The following is a 19,624-nucleotide window of genomic DNA, read 5'->3' as shown; positions in this document are numbered from 1 at the left end:
CCGCGCGGCGGCCGCGGCCGCGACCGCGGGGCCGCGACCGCAGAGGGACTACCAGCCCGAGCGCCTCACCCTCTTCTCAGGTGGTCGTCGATACTGGAGCCAGCCTTCCTCCGAGGCCTCGACAACCAGACCATCGCCTCGGTGAGACTACCCTGCGAGCGCCCGGCCGACTGCCCACCTGACGGCAGACGAACGACTGCCGGACGGAGCGCTACAGGGAGTCTTAGACGGTTCTAGACTGGGTTGTTGGCGTCGGACGTGCGTGTGTCCGGGTCGGGCAACAACGTCGAACTCGCTCGGACGGGGTATAATCGCGACCACCGGTTCGAGGCCGTCGCGGGGATGGTCGATTAGGCGGTTGCGTGAATGCACGAGACCCCGCCCGACGAGTGGGCGCACCCGGAGGTTCACGAGGCAGTCTTCGACGCTCTCACACGCTACGAGTTCGACAGCTACACGCGCGGCCACCGCGAGACCGTCGTCTACTATCGCCTGCAAATGGTCCGGTGTCTCGCCGGTCGACAGATTCACGGGCCTTTCCGTCGCGTCTAGTGGCTCAGCTTTGCACGTTTGCCTTAGAACCTGCGAGAGTTGAGCGACGTTGCTGGTTCGGTCCCACAAGTCTTTATATTAGACCGAGAACATTATGTCTATATGTCATTTATTAGCGTGCAGCGGCTACTCGCGTTGGAAGATTTGACCGGGAAACTGTTTCTCGTTCTCGGCGGGGCAGCAATTACATTGGAGATTGGCGGTGCCGTGGGGGCCTTCGCACTCGTATCCGTCCCAGACGCTCTTGCAGCGCTCCCGCTTATCTGGATTGCTGACCAGCTCCCTGTGCTAGCAAGTCTCCCGCTCGCAGCCGCGTCTGTCCTCGTGATGTATCCTTGGCTCGTTGACCGTTCCCCGACGCTTACTACGAGTAGTCTACTTCTGGTCACAGGACCTTGGGCCGTCTTCGTCACAGTCATCGTGTGGGGACTTGCAAGCGTCGTGCTCCCAGCAGTGCCGTTCTCGCCCGATGCGCTTTTGTCGCATCACGTCGCTGGGCTGGCGCTGTGGTTCATGTTTTTTCTGGGCATTGGGTTTTTCGGCGTCTCGCTCTTGCAAACCAGCCGGTACCGTCTCGCTGGCGGTGGCTTTTTGGCGTTCGTCGTTGCGCTGAATGGGCCGTGGCTGCTTGCGAAGACGACCAGCTGTCCGGCGGATAGGCTGCTCTGGTTCGCCCCAGTCGGGACGGCTCTGGCGATGGTGGTAATCGGCTACTCGCTGTCGCTCGGGCAGGACTTCTCCAAGAGGAAGTAACCGCCGGCTGTGTAACCCAACGACCGTTCGTCGTAAGCTAGTCCAGGGGAGATTATTCGTCGCAATACGTTTCTAGTGGGAGGCGGTCAAGACCGGCAGTATCATAGTCTTGCTCGCTTGAGAGAACTCTTCCATCGCCTGTTGTGGCCATCCCAGCGTGAAGAGCATCGAATGGAGTCATCTGGTGTTCCTCCAAAAACGTGGCAGCAGCAAGAACAGCATCCTCGTGGTGTTCTGGCCGAATCGGCACTAACTCAAGGAGGTTTGTGATTGCTCGTGGCGCATCAATCTCGTACTCGGCCTGTTCACGGTCGTAGAACAGAACGAGTACCTCAGCGTATGACAGAACCGATGTATAAATCTCGTCTCGCTCTTCAAGTGCTTTGAGTGCGGGTTCACGGAGCCAATCGCTCTCTTTGACGAGGGCGATGAGGAAGTCGGTTTCGACGTACACGAGTCAGTCCTCGTGGTCCTCCGAGCGACTCTCGACTTCTCCTTGCACGTCTTCGGTAATTCGCTTGCGGGCATCAGGCTTCAACTGGTCGGCATCGTCGCCCTCGAAGGCGTCACCAACAGCGTCACGCAGTCCCTCTACTGGGTCATCGTCAACGGGAAACAGCGCGACGTGGCTCGGGAGTTCGACGATACGATACTGGTCTCCGAACCGCTCACGAACGTCCTTCGGCAAGTAGATGCGGCCACGTTCATCCGTGGATTTCGACATGCTATAACCTACTACGGGATGATTCTAAAGTCTTCCCGTCGAATCGTTTCTTTTCCCGTATCAAACCAATCGGTGTCATCGATACGTTTCAACCTTAACGCCGTCGATTGTGTCGAAATGCGAGTCGGCCGTCAAAATCGGCTCGTCGCGTTCGAGTGCTGTCGCCGCAATTGCGGCATCACCCTTTCCGATGCCCGGCCCATCGCCATCGCCTGCGTTCATTTGCTCGCCGAGCAGTCGACCAGCACGACGCGATATACTCGGTGTCATCTCCACGAGCGGGTAGATGCCGAGTTTGGGACTTTCCCCACGCCGATATAGAGTTCGAGCAGGGTCATCGCGGGAATGACCAGGGGAACACCTGCCGCTTCTAGTTCTCGTTCTTTCTCGACGGCCTCCTCCGCACCATCGGTGACATTCAGAACGAAGCTCGTGTCGACGATTATTCGAAGCGTTCGCCGATTTCACGGACCTCGGCGACGTCCTCTTCATCTGCTGTTTCGATTGCGTCCCGCATCTCGTCTACCTGTTCGTCATCGAAGACGTCCTGAAGGTCACGAAGCGAACGGTCGTTAATGAGGCGCTCGATGGTGTCGCTAAACGACTCTCCCTCCTGCTTGTTTGCTTTGATGCGCTCGTAGAGATTGTCGTTGAGCCGGACCTGATGCGACATCCTTGTTGACAACGTTGACACCGAACGTGAATTAGTGTTTAGGTCACTCACGAAACCCCCTCCGCCGACATTGCAAACGAGTTCAGTACTAGCATACAAATCTCAACCGGCTCAAGAGTCCGAAGGTCTGCTCGCAGAACGTCGCCATGCCGGACGACGTATCGAGAGGCAAGCACCGGGAACCAACACTTTCCAAGTATCGAGACAGTACGACGTCAACCCAGAGGTCCTCTACTGCAATAGCAGGCCGAGTGCCTCGGGGCTTAACCCCGAGGGTGAAGGCCGTACGTTCGATACACGTGCTCCGTTCGCTCAATATACCGTTCAATCGTTCGGCTCGATACTTCGCCTGCCGTCCCGACGTAGTACGATTCCTCCCAGAGCCCACCGCCCCAGAGATATTCCTCCAAGTACGCTTCGTGCTGTTGCCACATCTCGCGGGCAGTGATGCTCTTAACCGTGCGTACAATCTCGGTGGGCGAATGCTTCGAATGCGCCGACAGAAAGAGGTGTACGTGGTCGGCTGAAATATGCAGTGACAGTATGTCGTAGTCGTACCGGTCGCACACGTTGCGGAAACTCGCTTCAAGCGAGTCCTCGATGTGGGCGAGAATCGGATGCCGGTACTTTGGGATAGTACTGCCATTCGTTTTCACGACTTCCCGGTAATGCGGCGGCGAAGTGCTAGTCGTCCGACTCACTGGCAAGATACTGACCCGCACCAAGGGTCAACGCGCCTAGCCCCGTCAGCAGCCCGAACCCCGGTGAATCCACCGACGTGGTCGTCGTCGTCGTCGCTTCGGTAGCCATCGCTTGCTGTTGGGTTGTCTTCGCTGTCGGTGTCAATTCAGAAGTCGTTGGTGGGGTCGTGGTCGTTGCTCGCAAATCGGCGAGATAGTTCTGCCACCCGTTTCGTTCAAACTCGAGATGGTCTGTTTCCGTTCTATCGACAAGTACGTCGGCATCGATGTCGTCGGCGATGGGCACTCCGCGCACCCGGAGTTCGGCCGCTTTCTCGACTAATTCGTGCTCGAAGTACATCTGGGTGCGTGTGGTCGGCCCGCCCAACCATCGGGTACTCCGCTGGTCGTTCTGGTTCGTATTGTACACGCCTTCCGTGAAGTGGGGTTCTGCCGCTGGCTGACCCACGTTATACGTAGCGACGCTCTTTCCATCGGCGGCCAGGAGTTCAAGTTCCGAGCATCTGAACGCCAGGTCACGACTGTTCTCGGGTGATTTGTCCGGATTCACTTCGTGCTCTGCGACCGTTTTGTTGAACGCGAGCGTGACTGGGACGAACGACTCAATTCGGAACGGCGGCAGGTCGCTCGTGGCCGCCTCTTTCACGACATCGAGATACGCCGTGCCGTAGTCCTGGCCGCTGAAGGTACCGGGTTCGATTTGATGACCCTCAGGCCACCCGTTCCACGTGGCGACGTACGTCCTATCGACTGTCCGGTATTTCTTTGCAAGATTAAAGAGCTCAGCGAGATGCTGAGGAGACCGAGGTACGTGCGTTTCTCCGCCCCAACAGCTATTTGAGCGGTCGTCGAATCCTGGGAACACCATCGGCACGAACTCGATATCGTTCGCGATGGCGAACCAGAATGACCGCCGGAACGTCTTTTCGACCTTTGCACGATGCCGGTCCCACGGATTGAAGCCCGGATCGGGACTGCCGACCCACGACGTAATCGCGTCGAACTGTTGGCCGAGGCGCTTGATGGCATCCGAGAAGCCACCGACGCTCCGGCCACCGATGTCGCCGACCAAGAACGGTTCGTTGCCGTCGACCGTTAGTTCGGATCGTATCTTCGAGATCAGTCCCTCGAGACCACCCCATTCGGCCTGAATTCGGGTCATGGGGTCTTCATTTACGGCGATGTACCCCGGTGCCCAGAACGTGACGACCGGTCTGCCGTCGATAGTCTCGTAATTCGGGAGAGATATCATCTCGTTACGGATGAATTCGAGATACGGCGCCAACTCGTAATTACGTTGAAATATTCGCCCGATGACCCAGAACGCCTCAATGGTGATGTCTGCAGTACGGTCCGCTCGACGGAATTTACGAAACCGCTTGAAATCTAACTCGCTGGCGCCAAAGTTGAATAGCACTGTCGAGATACCAGAACTCTGCATCTGGGCGATTTGTTTGTTGATGACGTCTGTGTCGGTAATGCTATACTGCCCGACTGCAGGGTGGTGGTCGATACACTCACCCCACTTGTCACCGAGGAATGGAATGTACACGGCCCCGATATCTAAATTCGTATTTGATATTTGATTACGTTTCTTACGCTCTTCTCCTCGTCTACCTCGCTGGTCGAATTCACCGGTACTCCCAAATAGAAGAGAAGCGCTGGTGGCTCCGAGAAAACGTCGTCTGCTAGATTGGTTTCTCATCAATATCTTTGTAGTCACAATTCATTCGTTTATAACTTATCACCTAGAAAGAACTATATAATCACTTCCCAAAACTGGAGCTCATGAAACAAAGCACGAGGAGGGCATTTCTCGGCGGGGTTGGTACGACCGCGCTTAGCCTTCCTCTGTTCAGTTCGCGAACGACTGGTTCTTTGACTGGAAACGAACTGCCGGGGTCCCGTCCACTGAAAGACAGGGTTGGGGTTACACATGTAGGCGGAGGGTACCATTTCACGACGGGGAATTTTCTCAACGAAGGCGCGAAACGGATTCGAGACCTCGGTTCGCGCGTGATTAAAGTTTGGTTCCACCACGTCGCTGGTGACGACCCGTACAATAAGTACCCGTACAACAGCGAGTGGCCCGCGTCGTTCGCCAGTATGGTCGACATCGCAGAGTCCAACTACTTCCGCGAACTGTTCCAGCGTGATTTCCGCACCTTCACTCTCGTCGCGTATGCGCACGTCGATGGAGGATACGGTGATGGGTACAAACACTACTTTATCCGCGGCGTCACCGACGAGCAACTTCGACAGGAAGAACAGGGCTTCTACGAGTTGACCAAACACCTGCTCGAAACGTATCGTGGGACGGGCAAAGAGTTCGTCCTCCAGCACTGGCAGGGCGACTGGGCAATCCTCCGATTCGACGAACGGAAGCAAATCAAAGCTCATCAGATAGCGGACGACGATATCGAGCCAACCCAGACCGCCATCGACGGGATGGTTCAGTGGTTGAACGCCAGACAGCGAGGAGTCGAACGTGCGCGAACTGAAATTTCAAGCGACGTCACTGTCCTCCACGCCGCCGAAATCAACATGGCAATTCGCGCTATGAAAGGCCAGAAGCGCGTCATCAATTCTGTCATACCCGAGACGAACGTGGACTTGGTCTCACACAACTCCTACACTGAGATGTGGGCCGCACTGCGACAAATGAATCCCAACGAAGCACCAGCGTACTTCCAATCGATACTGGATTACGTAAACGAGAACACCCCCAATCCATCACAGTACGTTGAATCAGTGTTACCTGACCCGAACAAGAACGTCTTCGTCGGCGAATACGGACTCCCGTTCGCGGTCGTCGGTGAAGAAAAAGCGACTCAAATCACGAAACTTGCCACTCATACATCGCTAGACTGGGGTGTTCCATACACGATATTCTGGGAGATATACGACAACGAAGGTGGAAAGGGATTCTGGCTCGTCCGTCCTGACGGGACAAAAACCGCCGCCTGGGACTATTTCAACTCGCTCATCACTGAAAACGCGCTCCAGAAACTTCTGACGTACACCGAACTCGTCCTTAAATTCAATAAGTCAGTCGAAACTCACGAGATAAATCCTGATATTTCGAAGGATAAGAGCAGGCCGCTAACGTTCCGATGCTCGGAACTTGACCTTCTTGATTCCAAGGGACAATCATTCAAGCATTACGATATCGGGCGTTTCGATGATGAACCGATACTTACCAGCGGTACCTCGTACCCTGAGAGTAACGACCGACGTAGCTGGCGGTGGTTTGTCGCTGAAGATAACGAGAACCCAAGGACGGTCATATACATCGAACGGTCGATGTTCAACAAAGCAGAAGGAATCCGAATTCGGGGCTATCCTGTTACCGACGCGGTCGAAGCGGACGTGCTGGTAGACGGCCAAACTGTTGACCAACTCAATTTCGACCGAGACCGTGGCTGGACCGACTATTCCGTCGAACTACAAATGAATGCATCAACGACGGGACAGCAATCCGTCTCAGCGACACCTTCTACAACAACTCAACCAACGACCACTGGGCAACGTACACGTCCAAATACTAAGTCAGTAACATCGAACCGAAATGGTTCATCTGTTCCGGGATTCGGTATCTCGGCTGCCACTACTGGCCTAGCGACAGCACTGGCAAGGTATTGGATTAAAAGCGATTCCAACTAGAATTCACCTATTATCTTTTGAGCAACGTACTCTCCCTCGTCGAGTCGCCACGGCCCGTAGCGCTCCTCACATTGCCCCAAGTCTCGAACATCCCACTCACGAGTAGGGAACTGCGGGAGCGTGTACTCTTCGCAGATTTCCTCCCAATGCTGGATGACGAGTTCACGGTTCTCGCGGTAGTACTCGTGATACGGTTCGGAGAGATACGCGGGCTGGCAGTCGGACGCGAGCTGGCGATGCATCAGGTAGTGCTGTTTTTTGAGAGCGCGACCGGTGTTGCCACTGAAGCGTTCGTCATGAATCCGCTGGTGGCCCTCCTCGACGTCTCCATGGTTCTTCGCTGAATCGTTGTGGTCCACGGTGTAGTGCCATAGGTCCCTGGCGTCAACTCCGACGACGGGGAGTATCCAGTCGTGAAGGAGCGTCAGGTCGTAGTCTGCCAATTGGTCGATTTGCTCTGGCGACTTTTCGGGACCGTCTGGCGTGCGGGCCGTCGTATCTGTATTGGAGAGTGCTCTTGGGAACCAATCCAAGAACGGAATGTGAGCTTGGTCCACATCAATTTCCAGCGGGACAGAGGGTGGGAAACCAATTCGTTCGAACTTCGGGAGACCACCACACCGGAGTCAACGTCCGTGTCACCGTCAACTACCGAGACGAGGCCCAGAACGCGACACACTCGTTCGAAATGACAGTGAAGGGGGTTGATAAAGTCGCTTCTTAATCGATGGAGAAAGAATCGATAACTCGACTGCCGTTATCTTTCGATACAGGCTTGCTGGCCTCTCGAACAATCGAGATATTCCTCTAACTGCTTGTTGCGGAGGAAACCCCGAATCACCTCTAGATACGCGGTTCCATAATCGCGTCCGTGGTATCGACCCGGTTCAATCATGTGGGCTTCCGTCCAGTCGTTGAAACTCGCCAGATAAATGCGGTCCCCGACTCGATACTCGTCGGCCAGTCGGAGGAGGTCAGCTAAATGGGACGGATTTCGTGGAACGTAGCGTCCACGTGGCCGACACTCCATCCACGATTGGCGGTCGTCGAACCCTGGGAACACTGTCGGGATGAACTCCATGTCGTTTTGCAGTGCGAATTGGCGAGTCTCCTGATAGTTTCGCTCGACGTACTTGCGATGGTTCTGCCACGAAGTCGTTCCGGGGTCGGGACTTCCGACCCACGTCATCGCGGCATCGAACAACCGATTCCACCGGGCGAACCGTCGTGGATAACCACCCACCGCGTGGTCGCGGAACTCACCGACGACGTACGGTTCGACACCATCGACCGATAGTTTTGCTCGGAGATAGTCCATGAACGCCTCGAATCCACCCCATTCAGCTTTCACCCGTGGCCATCCACCTGCCGCAGGATAATCAGCTGCCCAGAACGTGACGACAGGCCGCCCATCGCGCGTCTTATGATTCTCCCGTTTGAGAAAATTCTCACGGAGGAATGAAAGTTCATCATCCAGAACGTCACGGATGTTCGTGTCAGGAAACACGTGGAATGGACTACTGAGTCCGTAGAAGGTTTCCAGCGGCATCTCCGAAACGAGTTCGGCCGTGCGGAAATTCTCGAAAAACGTGGGTGCATGCGGACTCGCATTGTAGTTGTACAGAAGCGTCGAAATACCGAATCCTTGCATCCAATCGATGTGGCGGTTGACAGCGTTTGAGTCAGCCAGACTGTACCGCCCGACCGCTGGGTTACCTTTCGAACATTTACCCCACCAACGTGAGTTACGCCCAATCCAGGGGATGTAAACGGCTCCAACGTCGATTGGAGGGTTCGTCACCGGGTCGAACGTTCGCTCATATCCCTGTGCGTTTGTAGACCACATGCTACCGACGAGTGGTGCAGTTGCTATTGACGATAGAAATCGTCGTCTATCGACAGAGCTTTTTGAATCGTTCATGTCTGTTTTATTTAAAAACGAGTTTTACTCCGCTTTGTCTTAGTCATGGCGGATATATTAGCAAACCTGATAACTAGTCCGAATCCGTGAAGGAAATATTATAGCAATAATATTTAACTAACTTCCTATATTTGTGATTAGTATGATTTTGTGGATAGTGTGATATGGGTCCAGTAGTACGAATCCGGTAAACGTGCAGGCGAGAACGTTGTCAATACACTACCTCAAAACCCCCGTTAGCATCTGCACGACGTACTCTCCAGCGGAGAGTCGCCGAGGCTTGTACAGTGGGTCTCCCTCGTCGAGTCACCACGGCCCGTAGCGCTCCACACCTTGCCCAAAGTCTCGAACGTCCCACTCACGGGTAGCGAACTGGGCAGCATGTACTCCTTGCAAATCTCCTCCCACTGTTAGATGACGAGTTTACGGTTCTCGCGGTAGTACTCGTGATACGGTTCGGAGAGATACGCGGGCTGGTGGTCGGACGCGAGCTGGCGATGCATCAAAACGACTCGCGAGCGCTGGCTGTCCGGACGAGGCGACGCCCGGGATGTTCCTATACCTCGTGGTGCAGACGTGGCAGGGCAGCGGCAACGCCTCGGTGGACCTCGCGCCGTGGCGATATGAACTCAACCACGAGCGAGAGACCGTCGTAGAACCGTCTGAGGAATGTGGCATCGACGTGGCGCTTTCGATAGCGCACGAGTACGTCCATGAGCACGTCGAAGTCGAGAGCGACGCTGACGGGCCGACTGTCGGCCAGAGGAGCATCACCGACTGGGGTGAGACAGCGTGACCGTAGACGTAATGTGCTCCAATGGACGACGGTCACCGTCACAACGGGTCTCGAACCAAAGGACTGCCGTCGGGAAGGATCTCCTCTTGTTGGCGATGGCGGGGACAGGGTTTGTCCTTGCAGTCGGGTGTACGGCTAGTCCACTACGCCTTACGGAGGGGCCGCGTGCAAATGTATTATACGCGTGAAATTACGAAAATCCTATCCCTTTCTCAGGAAATGATTAAGCATGCATCGACGGACGTTCCTTGGAATGACGACCGCAGTCATAGGGGTGTTTGCGGGTTGCAATGAATCTACCTCCCCTAAGACTACTGTTTCGGGTTCACTTGTCGAATCTGGAGCTGGGGATTACCCCCATAAAATACGAATCGATAATTCGCTTGACCATGATGTTACTGTAACTGTTACTGTGAAGCGTGACAGTTCAAAGGTGTACCAAGAAACGCATACGGTAGCTGCTCAGATGAGTCGGACTGTCGCAGGAATTACTAAAACCAGATTGGCTGGAAACGACCAATCGGTGACAGTAATTGCTAAGGATACTACCGGACAGTCAACTGAAATAACTGCCTCTGTGTCCAACTGCCTCGGCAACATCATCTTCTTCTTTAATTCAGATGAAGAACTGAACTCGACGTACGCAATTTGTTAATCCGGTGGCCTGTGTCAGCTCTAAGAGTGGTTTGGCGAAGATTACAGGTTCTTATTGTCGATTAGCCTTCTGAACTGTCGTCCGCCGAAAGCCACTGGCCGTCACTTGCTTCGGACATCACTGGCATCCGGTCGTGAATCAGTTCGACCACCTTGTTCGCGTCGGTCGTGATGATAGTCACAGTATCCCGCGCCGTGTCCGCCGAGTCACCCCACATTACCCAGAGTCCAGCGAACGCGAACGGTCGGTCGTCAATCCACGTAATCCGATAGGGTTGTTTCGACCCGCGTTGGCCCGTCCACTCGTAGAACCCGTCGGCAAAGACGAGACACCACCGCTCAGCGAAGACGTCACGGAACATCGGCCCCTTCGCGACCGTCTCGACACTCGCTCTGGCATATCAGCCGATTCCGTACTCCCCCGATAGCTCTTGTTCTACCAGCAGTGAACTCGGAGCAAGTAAGTTACACGCCTCGGACGCAAGTCAGTCAACCGCCCCCGTACTGAAACCATTCCGGCAAGACGGACTGGTAGGGAAGTGCGACACGCTCAGTCCCTGGTTGGTCGAGGCCATTGCTGACGACGCCGAGACCGAAGTCCACGAGCAGACCATCCAGCAGTTTTCGCTACTCCGCTAACCAATGCAAGACAACTTTCGTCTCCTCGCATTGGTTAGCGTGACGGAGTTCAAGAATGCGAGCGACTCTGGTTTTCTAGTCTGGTCTCAGTGAGTGGCGTAGAGCGCGATTTAAGTACGATTGCAGTAGTCTGAAACGCGCGTTTTCTCGCGGTATGAGCATTCTATCTTGCGTTAGTCTTCCAGTAGTTTTAAGTTAAACAAGTACCTAACTCTAGGTAGGAAAGCCGGGGCTACTCGGACTCGTTCTTCTCTTCGGGAGAACGGTCCGCGGGTGCTTGGAACACCCGAGACCACGGCTTTCCAGTGAGGCCAGAAAGCCATGTTCGAGTCAACGCTACGCGAAGAAAAGCGTATCGCCAGCGAATCAACTGCGGTCTACTGTGTGGGGGTGTGAGTATGGGGTGTCGCAAGTGCGGATGTCCCAGTCAGTATCGCGTGTGTCGAGAATGCGAGCGCATGGAGCGTGCCGAAGAAGCCGCACGGCGCTCGGGTGGAGGGCTTGACGTTGCCGACTGTCCCGAATGTGGCGGTCAGACGAGTGGCGAGGGTGTCGTCTGTTGGAGGTGCCGCTAAATGGCGTACGCCCAGCCTGACAGTGAGACTGTGTATCTCGAGACCGACGTCGAGCAGGTCCTCACGGGCCTGCAGGTTGGTCTCGGTGGTGCGAAAGGGACTTGTTGTTGGTGTGGCCGGGAGTTGCACGACGGGCATTGTGTGACGGTGTACGCCTACCGGACTGCCGGACATGACGAGTGGAGCCTCCCACGGGTGTACTGTCGCGACTGTAACGGCGGGAAAATCGAGACGCCCACGCTCGGGACAACCGGGGTTGTCGCGACCGCATTTCTTGGTATTCTGCAGGTGGCGGCCTCGCAGACAACGCGGTTGGTATTGACGGGTGTCGAGATAGAGGAGTACAGCGGGCCTGACGACGGAAGCAAGGCGTAGCGGACGGGACGGGATGAGCTTCCTTCTTGATTGCTCGTTGTCGGTACTCGCCTACATCGTCCAGCAGATGCGAGCGTCGAGACGCGCTACGCGTCTTCCACTAACCAATGGAGCATATTTCGAGAATTGGTCTCATTGGTTAGCGGTATTGCTGGTGCAATCCGTTTTTCTCGGAACTACACGACGAAGTGTGTGTTTCCGAATGGAGAGAGTCAAAATGCGGCCTACTGCTAACCAATGATTGCTATCCTATGGAGGGCGTCATTAGTTAGTAGTGATGCGGCCCGGCGCTCGAATCGAATGGAGTTATAAGACGAGGGAAATCAATCTCCGAAATTGCACACGTCCTCGGTCGGCCGCGTGTGCAGAATGACGCGCTCGCCAGCGCCATCCGCACTTCGACCGAGCCGATTAAGCCGGACCTGTGACCTCGTTTATATACGAACCTGATTTTAGTTACCCGATAAAACTAGGAATCCGGGGGAGTGCGCAAAAATATGCGGCTCAGAATGACCGACTCGCGCGAGCGTCGGCTGGAGAACCCCCCTTGAAGCGACCAGTGAGACCACCAAAAGTAAGGCCATCGACCGCGCCGCCGACTATTACATCAAGATGGCCGGAGATACTACAGCTATTCCGAAGGGTGCGTTCGTCGAACTGATGGAGCGCGCTGAGCAGCAGGAGAGCGGTTAGACATATCGTATAATCAGTACCGTGGTTTGAATCGAGAGTCTTTTTTCCCATCTACTTCCGGTAGGCCTGACGAATCTCTATCCCCCGATCCATCAACTGCTGAATCACTATCTCCGCCATTCCCTGAATTTCCTTTCGGTTCATTTTCTTTCATACGATAGTGATAGACAGCGCCAGTGAACGTTACAAACGTACCGAGGCAGATATACAGGAGAAGAATCCCATTCACTCTAGAATCGGCAGGTATAAACTTAGGAGACGGAAATATCTTTAGGCCGAAAACTAGTAGTATAAATATGACAGAAACTGAATCAGGATATAATGCCACCTCTTCTCTTTCGATAACCTTGTCTCTGCAGTAGACTGGAAAAACAGTAAAAACCGCGGTAAATGCACAAAGCAAATACGCTAAGGTTCCAACATCCACGGCACCTGTTACTGTAGTAGATATCACGAATAGAAACGACAAGGCCATTATTCGAGGTGCTGTAATTGATATCCGCTCTACCAATTTATTCACATAGTTCCTTGTTAGAAACAACGACAAAGAAAAAAGAATTACAGGTACGAGTAGAGCAAATATATGAGGACGGAATAAAGATGGAATATCACCTAGCCAATTCGGTATCTGCATATGTGTCAAATCCAAGTTTAGTATTGAAACAGATAAAAAGTTCCATTTTAAGATTCGCAGCAATGGCAAAGGAACAGCTCAATAGATTGTGGAAATGAAGCGGTTCAGAGACAGAATCCGCCTATTCGTCGTCCTTTATCTGGTTACAAAGTTTCCCAACCAAGTCACCAAACGCCTCGACGGTCTCCGTGTCCAACTCGTCCTTCCCGTAATCTCCGCTCGCAATTCGGTCGCAGATGGTCTCCGCGACATCGCCTTTGTCAAAACCGCCTACTTGGAGTTCACCCTGTTCAATCTCCTGTAGTTTCGCCTTCACCACATCGGGCATCGTTTGATACTCGTCGCCCGTCTCCTTGACCAAATCGTCGGGGTCGATATCGTCACGGGGTTACTGCTCGGCGACGACCTCGCAGAAGATATCAGCCGGGAGCAAATCCTCGATTTCGACCGGAGTGCCCTCGTCGGTGTCGTCCAATACGTCGCTCACGAGGACAATGCGGTCCTCGTCAACATCCTTCTCGACTAGCGTCTCCTTGTGGGACTTTGCATCCTCGGCGTCGTCGTCATCCAGCAATATGGTGTAGTCATAGTTCTCGGCGTCGAGGAACCTGACCATGTACTCGGTTTTCGAGCCGTCTACGTCCACGAGGCTGGTCTGGTAGTCGAACGTAGTGTCCTCGCCCTGTCGGCGGAAGAACTCGCTAAAGGTTTTGAGATAGAGTTTGTCGGTGTAGCCTTCGACGAGGACGTTATTGGTGGAGCCGAATAGCGACCCGGAGATGTCCGCGCCGAGGCTCTGGCGGACGGGTCTGAAGATATTTCTTATGAGGACAAACGTGGATTCCTGTAGCTGTGACGGACAGCTATGATAACAGGTGGCTGATATCCGTTGCTACTACAACTGTCAAACATCGCCATGTTCTGTCCATATCTGATTGTCATACCGTCTATTCAAGGAAGTTCGACGTTTGCCTGGTAGGCGTCAGCGAAAATTCGCCAGACAGTAAGTCCCATTTTAGACGCTTTTATTAATAAGAGGTGTGATGATTAAGGACGATGCCAATCGGTCGAATCTTTGGGGACCTCTCGGTATTCGATCTTTTGGGGAACTTCGTACCGGGTATTCTACTCATGGGAAGTATCATTGCGTTACTCCCGCCGGACCGCGTGACGCAGATTGGTTCATCACCGCTTGCTGCGGTGTTTCTGCTGGGGGTAGTAGCGTTTGCCCTCGGGCACTTGATTCAAAGTTACGCGGCGCGGGCAGTCGGCAAACGAGAAACTTTTCGAAATTCGATTCTCGTCAACCAGAGTCTCGGTAAGTCAGCGGCATTGGATTTCGATGAGTTTCCGACAGCACATCCATGTCTGTACTCCGTCTATTCGTGGCTCCATCCGGAGGAGACTGAAGAGTGGAACCTTGACAATTACCTAAACGGCGACCCAGTCGAAGGGGATACTGATGTATCTGTCGGCGAAGGGGTACTAGACAGTGAGACCATAGTTGAGAGATTTGTGCGGGTGCCTGCCCGCTGGTACCGAGCGGTAATCGAAGCCGCGGCAATGGTTCGGATTAAACGTGACCGGCCGCTGTCCGACGTGACACTCGCTGGAAAAACGTGGGCAATCTGCCGGAAGAAATACGATTTAGACCGTAAGTACGACCAGTACGGGGACTTACTGCACCTGATTTCCAGCGATATAGAATCCGTGGCTGCAAGTTCCAGAGCACTCCGTTTTCAGGCGATTCGTAATTTCCATCGAGGAATGTGGATTGCCTGCTACTTTTCGCTATTGCTAATGGTTACCGTGGTTGTCGCACGAGGATTCTCAGAGCAGGTCACCGTGTTCGCCGAGTTTGTTGGTCTCACGGTTTGGAAACCTGTAATCGTCGAGTTTTGGACGCCCATCTGGATGCTCTGTCTCGGGTACGCGGTGTTGCTCTACTTCTTCTGGGAACTAAAAGAAGACTTTGAGGAGGAGTTCATTGAGTATCTGTTGACGGACTTCCTCGCAATTCACGAGAAGGTAGATGAAGAAGACGAGGATGAGCCGGCATGGAAGCGCCGAGATAGTCCGAACTGGTACCAATAGGTTAGACGCGCGCTCTACTACGGCTAACTTGCTCACGCTCAATGTCTTCGAAGGCCCAGATGGTTCGAAGTGAGTTACGGCTCTCTAGTTCCGCCGCAATCGTATCACCTTCGGAGAGTTGGTTGATTTTCTTCCGGATGTCCGAAGAGTACTCCATTCCACTAGCTTCAACAGCGACAGTGAGGCCGCGTTCTAAATCTTTGAGCCAGATATCATTTTTCATGATATCTTCGACTGTGAACTTCGACTTAACGGTCTCACTCATATTGAACACTTCCTGTGCGTTCTACTTCAAGGTTCCTCCATCAAAGTGTTTTGGTTCGTTCTTGTCACTAGTTGCATCATTCCGGAGGTGAACTCATTCAGTCATCATAGGTAGTTGACAAACATTAAAGAGACAAGAAGTATATCCTAATCATGGCGTGCTGTTCTAATTTGGCCCTTCTGCAATTTATCTGGTGATTGTACCTTTTGTAGGCTAGAGCCTCGCTGTAACCTTCGGTTCGGAAATAGATTACGTGAGTATAGTGTATCGCAAATTCACTTCGGCAGAATTTCATCCTGGGCAGTAACCGGCCAGAAACATTCAATATTTAATTTTTGGCGTTGACCGCGTCCATGCGCAGGTTCAGCAGTTGTTGCTCGCTAGTCGATTCCGGTTGGAGTACGATTCTGTCGTCGATACTGGTGTCTGCGTTCATGATTCGATGTCGGATTCCACGGTTCCGGCTACGGAATCCCCCGGTTCACCAGAGAGAACGAGCATCCTAAGAGATTCGTAAAACAAGACATGGAGTGTAATTGAACCACGGTTGAAGCGGTCTTAGAATCAAATACAACTTCACCGACCATGCCATTCCACGAACTCATCCAAATCGGCGAGACGAGTGGCACGGTGTTTCTGCCGAAGAGCGAGCTTCGAGCCGAGGGGTCGCTCGAGGAGGACGGGAGCATCATCGACGGTCAGCAGTTGCGGGTGACGCAAGTCGAGCAGGGCAAGTGGGAGATTGGGAAGGTCGATAACCGATTGTGTAGTGACGCAATACCCCCGGCGACTGTTACGATGGCGAGGTGGCGTGGCTCATGCAGAGAGGGGTTGAGCCGGAGGTTATCTCGTGGTCGTGGTGGTCTCCTCCGGGGGACTCTGTTGTAGTGTCAGGTCACCCCACCCGACGGTTCCGGCCTCGACGATGTGTTGGGGCTGGAGCTCCGGCGCCGTCAAGACGGCCATCGCATTCGGGAACGTCTTCCCCGACGGCGCAGAGAGAGTAGCCGCATCCGTCTCCGAATCGGTGACGACGACGCGCTGCACCATCCCGAACGACACGTGCGGGAGACAGAAGATGTCGTACACGCCGGGCTCGTTGAATGTGTAGAGCCACGAGGCGTCCTCCATGAGGAGTGGCGAATGAAACCCGGGGGTTCCGTCGGGTATCCGCGTCGGAATTTTCAGGAACTCCTCGGCCTCACCCCACTTCTGATGGAACGCCGTCACGGTGTGAAGGTGTGCCACGGATTTGAAGTGAACGACATCGCCCCGAGCAATCCGTACCCCCACTGGGTCGAACAGAAATTCCTCCTCGGCCTCCACCATCTGGTCCGGGTTCTCGGGGTCCGGTCGCATCGGGAATCCCTCGTGGATGTCTTCGTCCTTCTTCTTCTCTACGGCGTCTAACTCGACCACGTGCACTGGGTCGATTCCGTCCGGCACGGCCTGCCCCACGGCGAGCGGCAGTCCGAACACCGGGTCGATATCACTGGCATCGTCGGCGTCCGGTGTCCTCTTCCGCGCGACCGCCTCGTCACTAACCCCGCCGAGCGTGCTGATTCCGGCGAGTGCCGCACTCGTTTTGAGAACGCTCCGTCTGTCCACCCAATCGGTCGTGTTGTCGTGCGTCATGTAACCCCCTCCTGTGTTATGCTCGCTGGACGCGCCGCGCCGCTACGGTGTCGTTTGGTGTCATGGTGTTGCTGTCGTGGAGTCGCGTTCAGTGAGTTCGGTGTTGTGCCGCTCTCAGTGTCGGTCGTAGTCGTGCCGGCGCCGCCGCTCAGTGGTCGGGATCGAACGGGACGCCGAGTTCGTCGGCGACGTTCTTGAACGGCACCGTGCTTGCATCCTGAATCGTCGCCGGGTCCAGCGCGTCCGCGTCGAGGACTTCGGGTGCGGTTAGCCACGTCCACTCGATGTCCTCGTTCTCGTCGCTCGTCGCTTCGAGTTCGTGTTCGAGCAACTCCGCGGGAACCGGCGGGAAGAGCGGCGGTTCGGCTTCGAACGTGTCCTCGTAGTCCGGGACGTCCTCCTCGGCGAGGTCGCCGACGACGAGTCGCATCGTCATTCCTGCGATTTCGTGAACGCCACAGAACAGGTCGTACAGCCCCTTTTGCGTGAACCGGTAGAGCCACGCCCCGTCCTTCTTCACGAGCGGCGACGAGAACGGCGGGACGCCTTCCGGCACTCGCCGCTGGAAGCCGTGTCCCGGGTGGTAGGGCGAAACCGTGTGGTTGGGGCTCTCGTACGTGAACTGGACGATGTCGTCGGTGTCCACGTGCAGGCCGCTCGGTTCGAAGTGGAAGATCGACGGGTGCTTCGGGTTGTCGGGATTTTCCGGGAACACCCGGTGGAGTTCGACCTCGTGATCCGGCGCGAGCGACTCCGGGATGTCCGCGACGTCCGTCACGGGGTAGCCGAACACGGGGTGGATTTGGTCGGCGTCTGTGTTCACGCTGTCTCGCGCGGCAACCGCGTCGTCCCCAGCAGCGGCGACGCCACTGGCGTGCGGAAGTGCAGCACCGATGCCGAGTGCTTTCAACAGCGGGCGTCGCCCGATATCGGGCCAGCGACGGCTCGCGTCGGCAGGTGCATCGTCGGTCGAGTCGTCTGTGGATGATGTCATTAGTGGTCCTCCAATTGGTCGGTGGTGGTCGCATCGATTGTCGCGGGATGGCGTCGTGTGGTCGGGCTCCCGGTTTGTCAGTCCGTGAGCCCGAGTTGCTCCAGCATGCTGACTTCGTCAGCCACGTACCATTTTTCGGCGATTTGGCCGTCCTCGAACCGGAACAGTGCGAGCGCGCGCATGCTGAACGGCTCGCCGGTTGGCGGCAAGTCACCTAATTCGCCTTCTTGAGTGCCACTCATCGTCCAGTGGACTGCCGCCATGTTCTCCTCTGCGAGCAACGCCTCGATCTCGGCGTGTGCATCGGGAATTGCTTTGAGCAGTTCGCCGGCCCACTCGAGGTACGCGTCGACACCGCGCACGGGCCCGTCCGCGCCGGGAAGGCCGTGGACGACCACGTCCTCCGCCACCGTCTCTTCGATTATGGCGGGATTCGCGTCGTTGTACCCGTCCTCGGTGTAGCGCCGCACGACATCTTTCACGCTTTGGACTTCGGTTGCCATGTCTTGTCACACTCTCCGTCGTGGGGAGAGCAAGGGTGCTACATTGGACGTCCACGTAAAGTACCTCTCAAACTAACCCTAGGCGCATGATTAGGAGGTTGTAGCTCCGTGACAGTTGGCCACTGCTTCGACGATACTGCCCCGCCAGTAACTGGTGATTTGCCGGGCATACTCGACTCGCCTCGAATTTGCACGACGTGTGGTGGTTCACTAGGGCTATCTAGAGGCGGTTCTTAAGCCAACTAACGGCACAGTCTACCGCGGGGTGGACAACCTATGGCAGAAGCCACACCGAAATCTGAGCAACTCGTGACCGACTACGTCGACATGTGGAACGAACAGAATTATGACGCGATTCCGGACCTCGTCGCCGAATCGTTTGTGATGTACGACCCGGCGGCTCCAGAGGAGGGGGTTCCCGGGCCTGCAGGCGAGGTTCACGGCCGGGACGGCCTCGAAGCGTTCATGCACGGGGTGGCGGCCGGGTTTCCCGACTTCGACGTGACGATTCTCGACATGGTGTCGAGCGACGACCTGGTGATGTACGAGGCAGCCATCACGATGACCCACGAAGGAGAATTCGATGGGATTCCACCGACCGGCCGGGAAGTGAAAGTGCGTGAAATGTCCAAATATCGCGTTGCGGACGGCGTCATCCACGAACACCGCGCTTACTTCGACCAGCAAGCGATTTTCGAGCAACTCGGACTCACCGACGACTAACAACGAGAACGACCGGGTTGGTGACGAGACGGCCGTCAGCCGACCTGAATTCTCACG

At 55.1% G+C, this 19,624-nt stretch carries 22 protein-coding genes and 2 pseudogenes; 8 read left to right on the top strand and 16 right to left on the bottom strand.

Going from position 1 to position 19,624, the window contains the following annotated elements; translation table 11 throughout:
• Window positions 1–366 precede the first annotated feature (366 nt).
• On the top strand, window positions 367–552 hold the full coding sequence (locus tag FXF75_RS19245) for a hypothetical protein (protein ID WP_163523604.1): 186 nt from the start codon (window positions 367–369) through the stop codon (window positions 550–552).
• Window positions 553–654: 102 nt separating this feature from the next.
• The gene (locus tag FXF75_RS19240) at window positions 655–1,305 is read left to right on the top strand and encodes a hypothetical protein (protein ID WP_163523602.1); all 651 of its coding nucleotides are present in this window, start codon (window positions 655–657) and stop codon (window positions 1,303–1,305) included.
• Window positions 1,306–1,357: 52 nt separating this feature from the next.
• Here FXF75_RS19240 and FXF75_RS19235 read toward each other — a convergent pair whose 3' ends face one another.
• The 6 genes and pseudogenes from FXF75_RS19235 to FXF75_RS19210 form a co-directional block, all read right to left on the bottom strand.
• A complete protein-coding gene (locus tag FXF75_RS19235) occupies window positions 1,358–1,759 on the bottom strand; it encodes a PIN domain-containing protein (RefSeq protein ID WP_163523600.1) in 402 nt (133 codons plus the stop codon).
• A 3-nt stretch (window positions 1,760–1,762) separates the two neighbouring features.
• Entirely contained in the window at window positions 1,763–2,029 is a 267-nt protein-coding gene (locus tag FXF75_RS19230; RefSeq protein ID WP_163523598.1) for an AbrB/MazE/SpoVT family DNA-binding domain-containing protein, read from the bottom strand.
• Between the two features lie 75 nt (window positions 2,030–2,104).
• Window positions 2,105–2,475 (bottom strand): annotated as a pseudogene (locus FXF75_RS23565) (PIN domain-containing protein).
• Window positions 2,472–2,702: an antitoxin VapB family protein gene (locus FXF75_RS19220; RefSeq protein ID WP_163523596.1), complete on the bottom strand. Its 231-nt coding sequence runs from the start codon at window positions 2,700–2,702 to the stop codon at window positions 2,472–2,474. Before FXF75_RS19220 ends, FXF75_RS23565 begins: the two are co-directional and overlap by 4 nt.
• Before the next feature lie 263 nt (window positions 2,703–2,965).
• On the bottom strand, window positions 2,966–3,358 hold the full coding sequence (tnpA, locus tag FXF75_RS19215) for an IS200/IS605 family transposase (RefSeq protein ID WP_163523594.1): 393 nt from the start codon (window positions 3,356–3,358) through the stop codon (window positions 2,966–2,968).
• Window positions 3,359–3,386: 28 nt separating this feature from the next.
• Window positions 3,387–4,955, bottom strand: coding sequence for a hypothetical protein (locus FXF75_RS19210; RefSeq protein ID WP_163523592.1), 1,569 nt, complete (start codon window positions 4,953–4,955; stop codon window positions 3,387–3,389).
• A 236-nt stretch (window positions 4,956–5,191) separates the two neighbouring features.
• On the opposite strand from FXF75_RS19210, the gene FXF75_RS19205 reads away from it, so the two are divergent.
• Window positions 5,192–7,066, top strand: coding sequence for a hypothetical protein (locus tag FXF75_RS19205; RefSeq protein WP_163523591.1), 1,875 nt, complete (start codon window positions 5,192–5,194; stop codon window positions 7,064–7,066).
• Here the strand turns inward: FXF75_RS19205 and FXF75_RS19200 are convergent.
• Together FXF75_RS19200 and FXF75_RS19195 are read right to left on the bottom strand one after the other, a co-directional pair.
• On the bottom strand, window positions 7,063–7,509 hold the full coding sequence (locus tag FXF75_RS19200; protein WP_163523590.1) for a hypothetical protein: 447 nt from the start codon (window positions 7,507–7,509) through the stop codon (window positions 7,063–7,065). The genes FXF75_RS19205 and FXF75_RS19200 overlap by 4 nt on opposite strands.
• 314 nt (window positions 7,510–7,823) lie before the next feature.
• Window positions 7,824–8,717: a hypothetical protein gene (locus tag FXF75_RS19195; protein ID WP_163523588.1), complete on the bottom strand. Its 894-nt coding sequence runs from the start codon at window positions 8,715–8,717 to the stop codon at window positions 7,824–7,826.
• An 820-nt stretch (window positions 8,718–9,537) separates the two neighbouring features.
• Between FXF75_RS19195 and FXF75_RS19190 the strand changes: the two genes are divergently transcribed.
• A complete protein-coding gene (locus FXF75_RS19190; protein ID WP_163523586.1) occupies window positions 9,538–9,783 on the top strand; it encodes a hypothetical protein in 246 nt (81 codons plus the stop codon).
• A gap of 253 nt (window positions 9,784–10,036) precedes the next feature.
• Window positions 10,037–10,438 (top strand): hypothetical protein, encoded by a 402-nt coding sequence (locus tag FXF75_RS19185; RefSeq protein ID WP_163523584.1) that lies wholly within the window; start codon window positions 10,037–10,039, stop codon window positions 10,436–10,438.
• Between the two features lie 61 nt (window positions 10,439–10,499).
• On the opposite strand, the pseudogene FXF75_RS19180 reads toward FXF75_RS19185, so the two are convergent.
• Window positions 10,500–10,817, bottom strand: a pseudogene (locus tag FXF75_RS19180) (SOS response-associated peptidase); the annotation flags it as partial.
• 834 nt (window positions 10,818–11,651) lie between these two features.
• Here FXF75_RS19180 and FXF75_RS19175 point away from each other — a divergent pair.
• Window positions 11,652–12,026, top strand: coding sequence for a hypothetical protein (locus FXF75_RS19175; protein ID WP_163523581.1), 375 nt, complete (start codon window positions 11,652–11,654; stop codon window positions 12,024–12,026).
• Window positions 12,027–12,732: 706 nt separating this feature from the next.
• On the opposite strand, the gene FXF75_RS19170 is transcribed toward FXF75_RS19175, so the two are convergent.
• The 3 genes from FXF75_RS19170 to FXF75_RS19160 form a co-directional block, all read right to left on the bottom strand.
• The gene (locus FXF75_RS19170; RefSeq protein WP_163523579.1) at window positions 12,733–13,173 is read right to left on the bottom strand and encodes a hypothetical protein; all 441 of its coding nucleotides are present in this window, start codon (window positions 13,171–13,173) and stop codon (window positions 12,733–12,735) included.
• 301 nt (window positions 13,174–13,474) lie between these two features.
• Window positions 13,475–13,714, bottom strand: a complete 240-nt coding sequence (locus FXF75_RS19165) for a hypothetical protein (protein WP_163523577.1) — start codon at window positions 13,712–13,714, stop codon at window positions 13,475–13,477.
• A gap of 27 nt (window positions 13,715–13,741) precedes the next feature.
• A complete protein-coding gene (locus FXF75_RS19160; RefSeq protein WP_309221866.1) occupies window positions 13,742–14,134 on the bottom strand; it encodes a TOPRIM nucleotidyl transferase/hydrolase domain-containing protein in 393 nt (130 codons plus the stop codon).
• A gap of 275 nt (window positions 14,135–14,409) precedes the next feature.
• On the opposite strand from FXF75_RS19160, the gene FXF75_RS19155 reads away from it, so the two are divergent.
• Window positions 14,410–15,447, top strand: coding sequence for a hypothetical protein (locus tag FXF75_RS19155; protein WP_163523574.1), 1,038 nt, complete (start codon window positions 14,410–14,412; stop codon window positions 15,445–15,447).
• A 1-nt stretch (window position 15,448) separates the two neighbouring features.
• On the opposite strand, the gene FXF75_RS19150 is transcribed toward FXF75_RS19155, so the two are convergent.
• The 4 genes from FXF75_RS19150 to FXF75_RS19135 all read right to left on the bottom strand — a co-directional run bounded on the left by FXF75_RS19150 (window position 15,449) and on the right by FXF75_RS19135 (window position 18,844).
• On the bottom strand, window positions 15,449–15,712 hold the full coding sequence (locus tag FXF75_RS19150) for a hypothetical protein (protein WP_163523572.1): 264 nt from the start codon (window positions 15,710–15,712) through the stop codon (window positions 15,449–15,451).
• A gap of 843 nt (window positions 15,713–16,555) precedes the next feature.
• Window positions 16,556–17,347 (bottom strand): plastocyanin/azurin family copper-binding protein, encoded by a 792-nt coding sequence (locus FXF75_RS19145; protein ID WP_163523570.1) that lies wholly within the window; start codon window positions 17,345–17,347, stop codon window positions 16,556–16,558.
• 148 nt (window positions 17,348–17,495) lie between these two features.
• A complete protein-coding gene (locus tag FXF75_RS19140; RefSeq protein ID WP_163523568.1) occupies window positions 17,496–18,341 on the bottom strand; it encodes a plastocyanin in 846 nt (281 codons plus the stop codon).
• A 77-nt stretch (window positions 18,342–18,418) separates the two neighbouring features.
• Window positions 18,419–18,844, bottom strand: a complete 426-nt coding sequence (locus FXF75_RS19135; RefSeq protein ID WP_163523566.1) for an ester cyclase — start codon at window positions 18,842–18,844, stop codon at window positions 18,419–18,421.
• Between the two features lie 309 nt (window positions 18,845–19,153).
• On the opposite strand from FXF75_RS19135, the gene FXF75_RS19130 reads away from it, so the two are divergent.
• Window positions 19,154–19,567, top strand: coding sequence for an ester cyclase (locus tag FXF75_RS19130; protein ID WP_163523564.1), 414 nt, complete (start codon window positions 19,154–19,156; stop codon window positions 19,565–19,567).
• Window positions 19,568–19,624 lie beyond the last annotated feature (57 nt).

The organism is Halorussus sp. MSC15.2, from assembly GCF_010747475.1.
GTDB lineage: Archaea > Halobacteriota > Halobacteria > Halobacteriales > Haladaptataceae > Halorussus.
Note: the sequence above shows the minus strand (reverse complement) of the source record. Positions and strands in the feature narration are given on the sequence as shown.

Excerpts from the sequence above, each read along its gene's own strand:
- FXF75_RS19245 (WP_163523604.1), top strand. The coding sequence starts at position 367 with ATGCACGAGACCCCGCCCGACGAGTGGGCGCACCCGGAGGTTCACGAG.
- FXF75_RS19240 (WP_163523602.1), top strand. The coding sequence starts at position 655 with ATGTCATTTATTAGCGTGCAGCGGCTACTCGCGTTGGAAGATTTGACC.
- FXF75_RS19230 (WP_163523598.1), bottom strand. The coding sequence starts at position 2,029 with ATGTCGAAATCCACGGATGAACGTGGCCGCATCTACTTGCCGAAGGAC.
- FXF75_RS19220 (WP_163523596.1), bottom strand. The coding sequence starts at position 2,702 with ATGTCGCATCAGGTCCGGCTCAACGACAATCTCTACGAGCGCATCAAA.
- FXF75_RS19205 (WP_163523591.1), top strand. The coding sequence starts at position 5,192 with ATGAAACAAAGCACGAGGAGGGCATTTCTCGGCGGGGTTGGTACGACC.
- FXF75_RS19195 (WP_163523588.1), bottom strand. The coding sequence starts at position 8,717 with ATGCAAGGATTCGGTATTTCGACGCTTCTGTACAACTACAATGCGAGT.
- FXF75_RS19190 (WP_163523586.1), top strand. The coding sequence starts at position 9,538 with ATGTTCCTATACCTCGTGGTGCAGACGTGGCAGGGCAGCGGCAACGCC.
- FXF75_RS19185 (WP_163523584.1), top strand. The coding sequence starts at position 10,037 with ATGACGACCGCAGTCATAGGGGTGTTTGCGGGTTGCAATGAATCTACC.
- FXF75_RS19175 (WP_163523581.1), top strand. The coding sequence starts at position 11,652 with ATGGCGTACGCCCAGCCTGACAGTGAGACTGTGTATCTCGAGACCGAC.
- FXF75_RS19155 (WP_163523574.1), top strand. The coding sequence starts at position 14,410 with ATGCCAATCGGTCGAATCTTTGGGGACCTCTCGGTATTCGATCTTTTG.
- FXF75_RS19150 (WP_163523572.1), bottom strand. The coding sequence starts at position 15,712 with ATGAGTGAGACCGTTAAGTCGAAGTTCACAGTCGAAGATATCATGAAA.
- FXF75_RS19145 (WP_163523570.1), bottom strand. The coding sequence starts at position 17,347 with ATGACGCACGACAACACGACCGATTGGGTGGACAGACGGAGCGTTCTC.
- FXF75_RS19140 (WP_163523568.1), bottom strand. The coding sequence starts at position 18,341 with ATGACATCATCCACAGACGACTCGACCGACGATGCACCTGCCGACGCG.
- FXF75_RS19135 (WP_163523566.1), bottom strand. The coding sequence starts at position 18,844 with ATGGCAACCGAAGTCCAAAGCGTGAAAGATGTCGTGCGGCGCTACACC.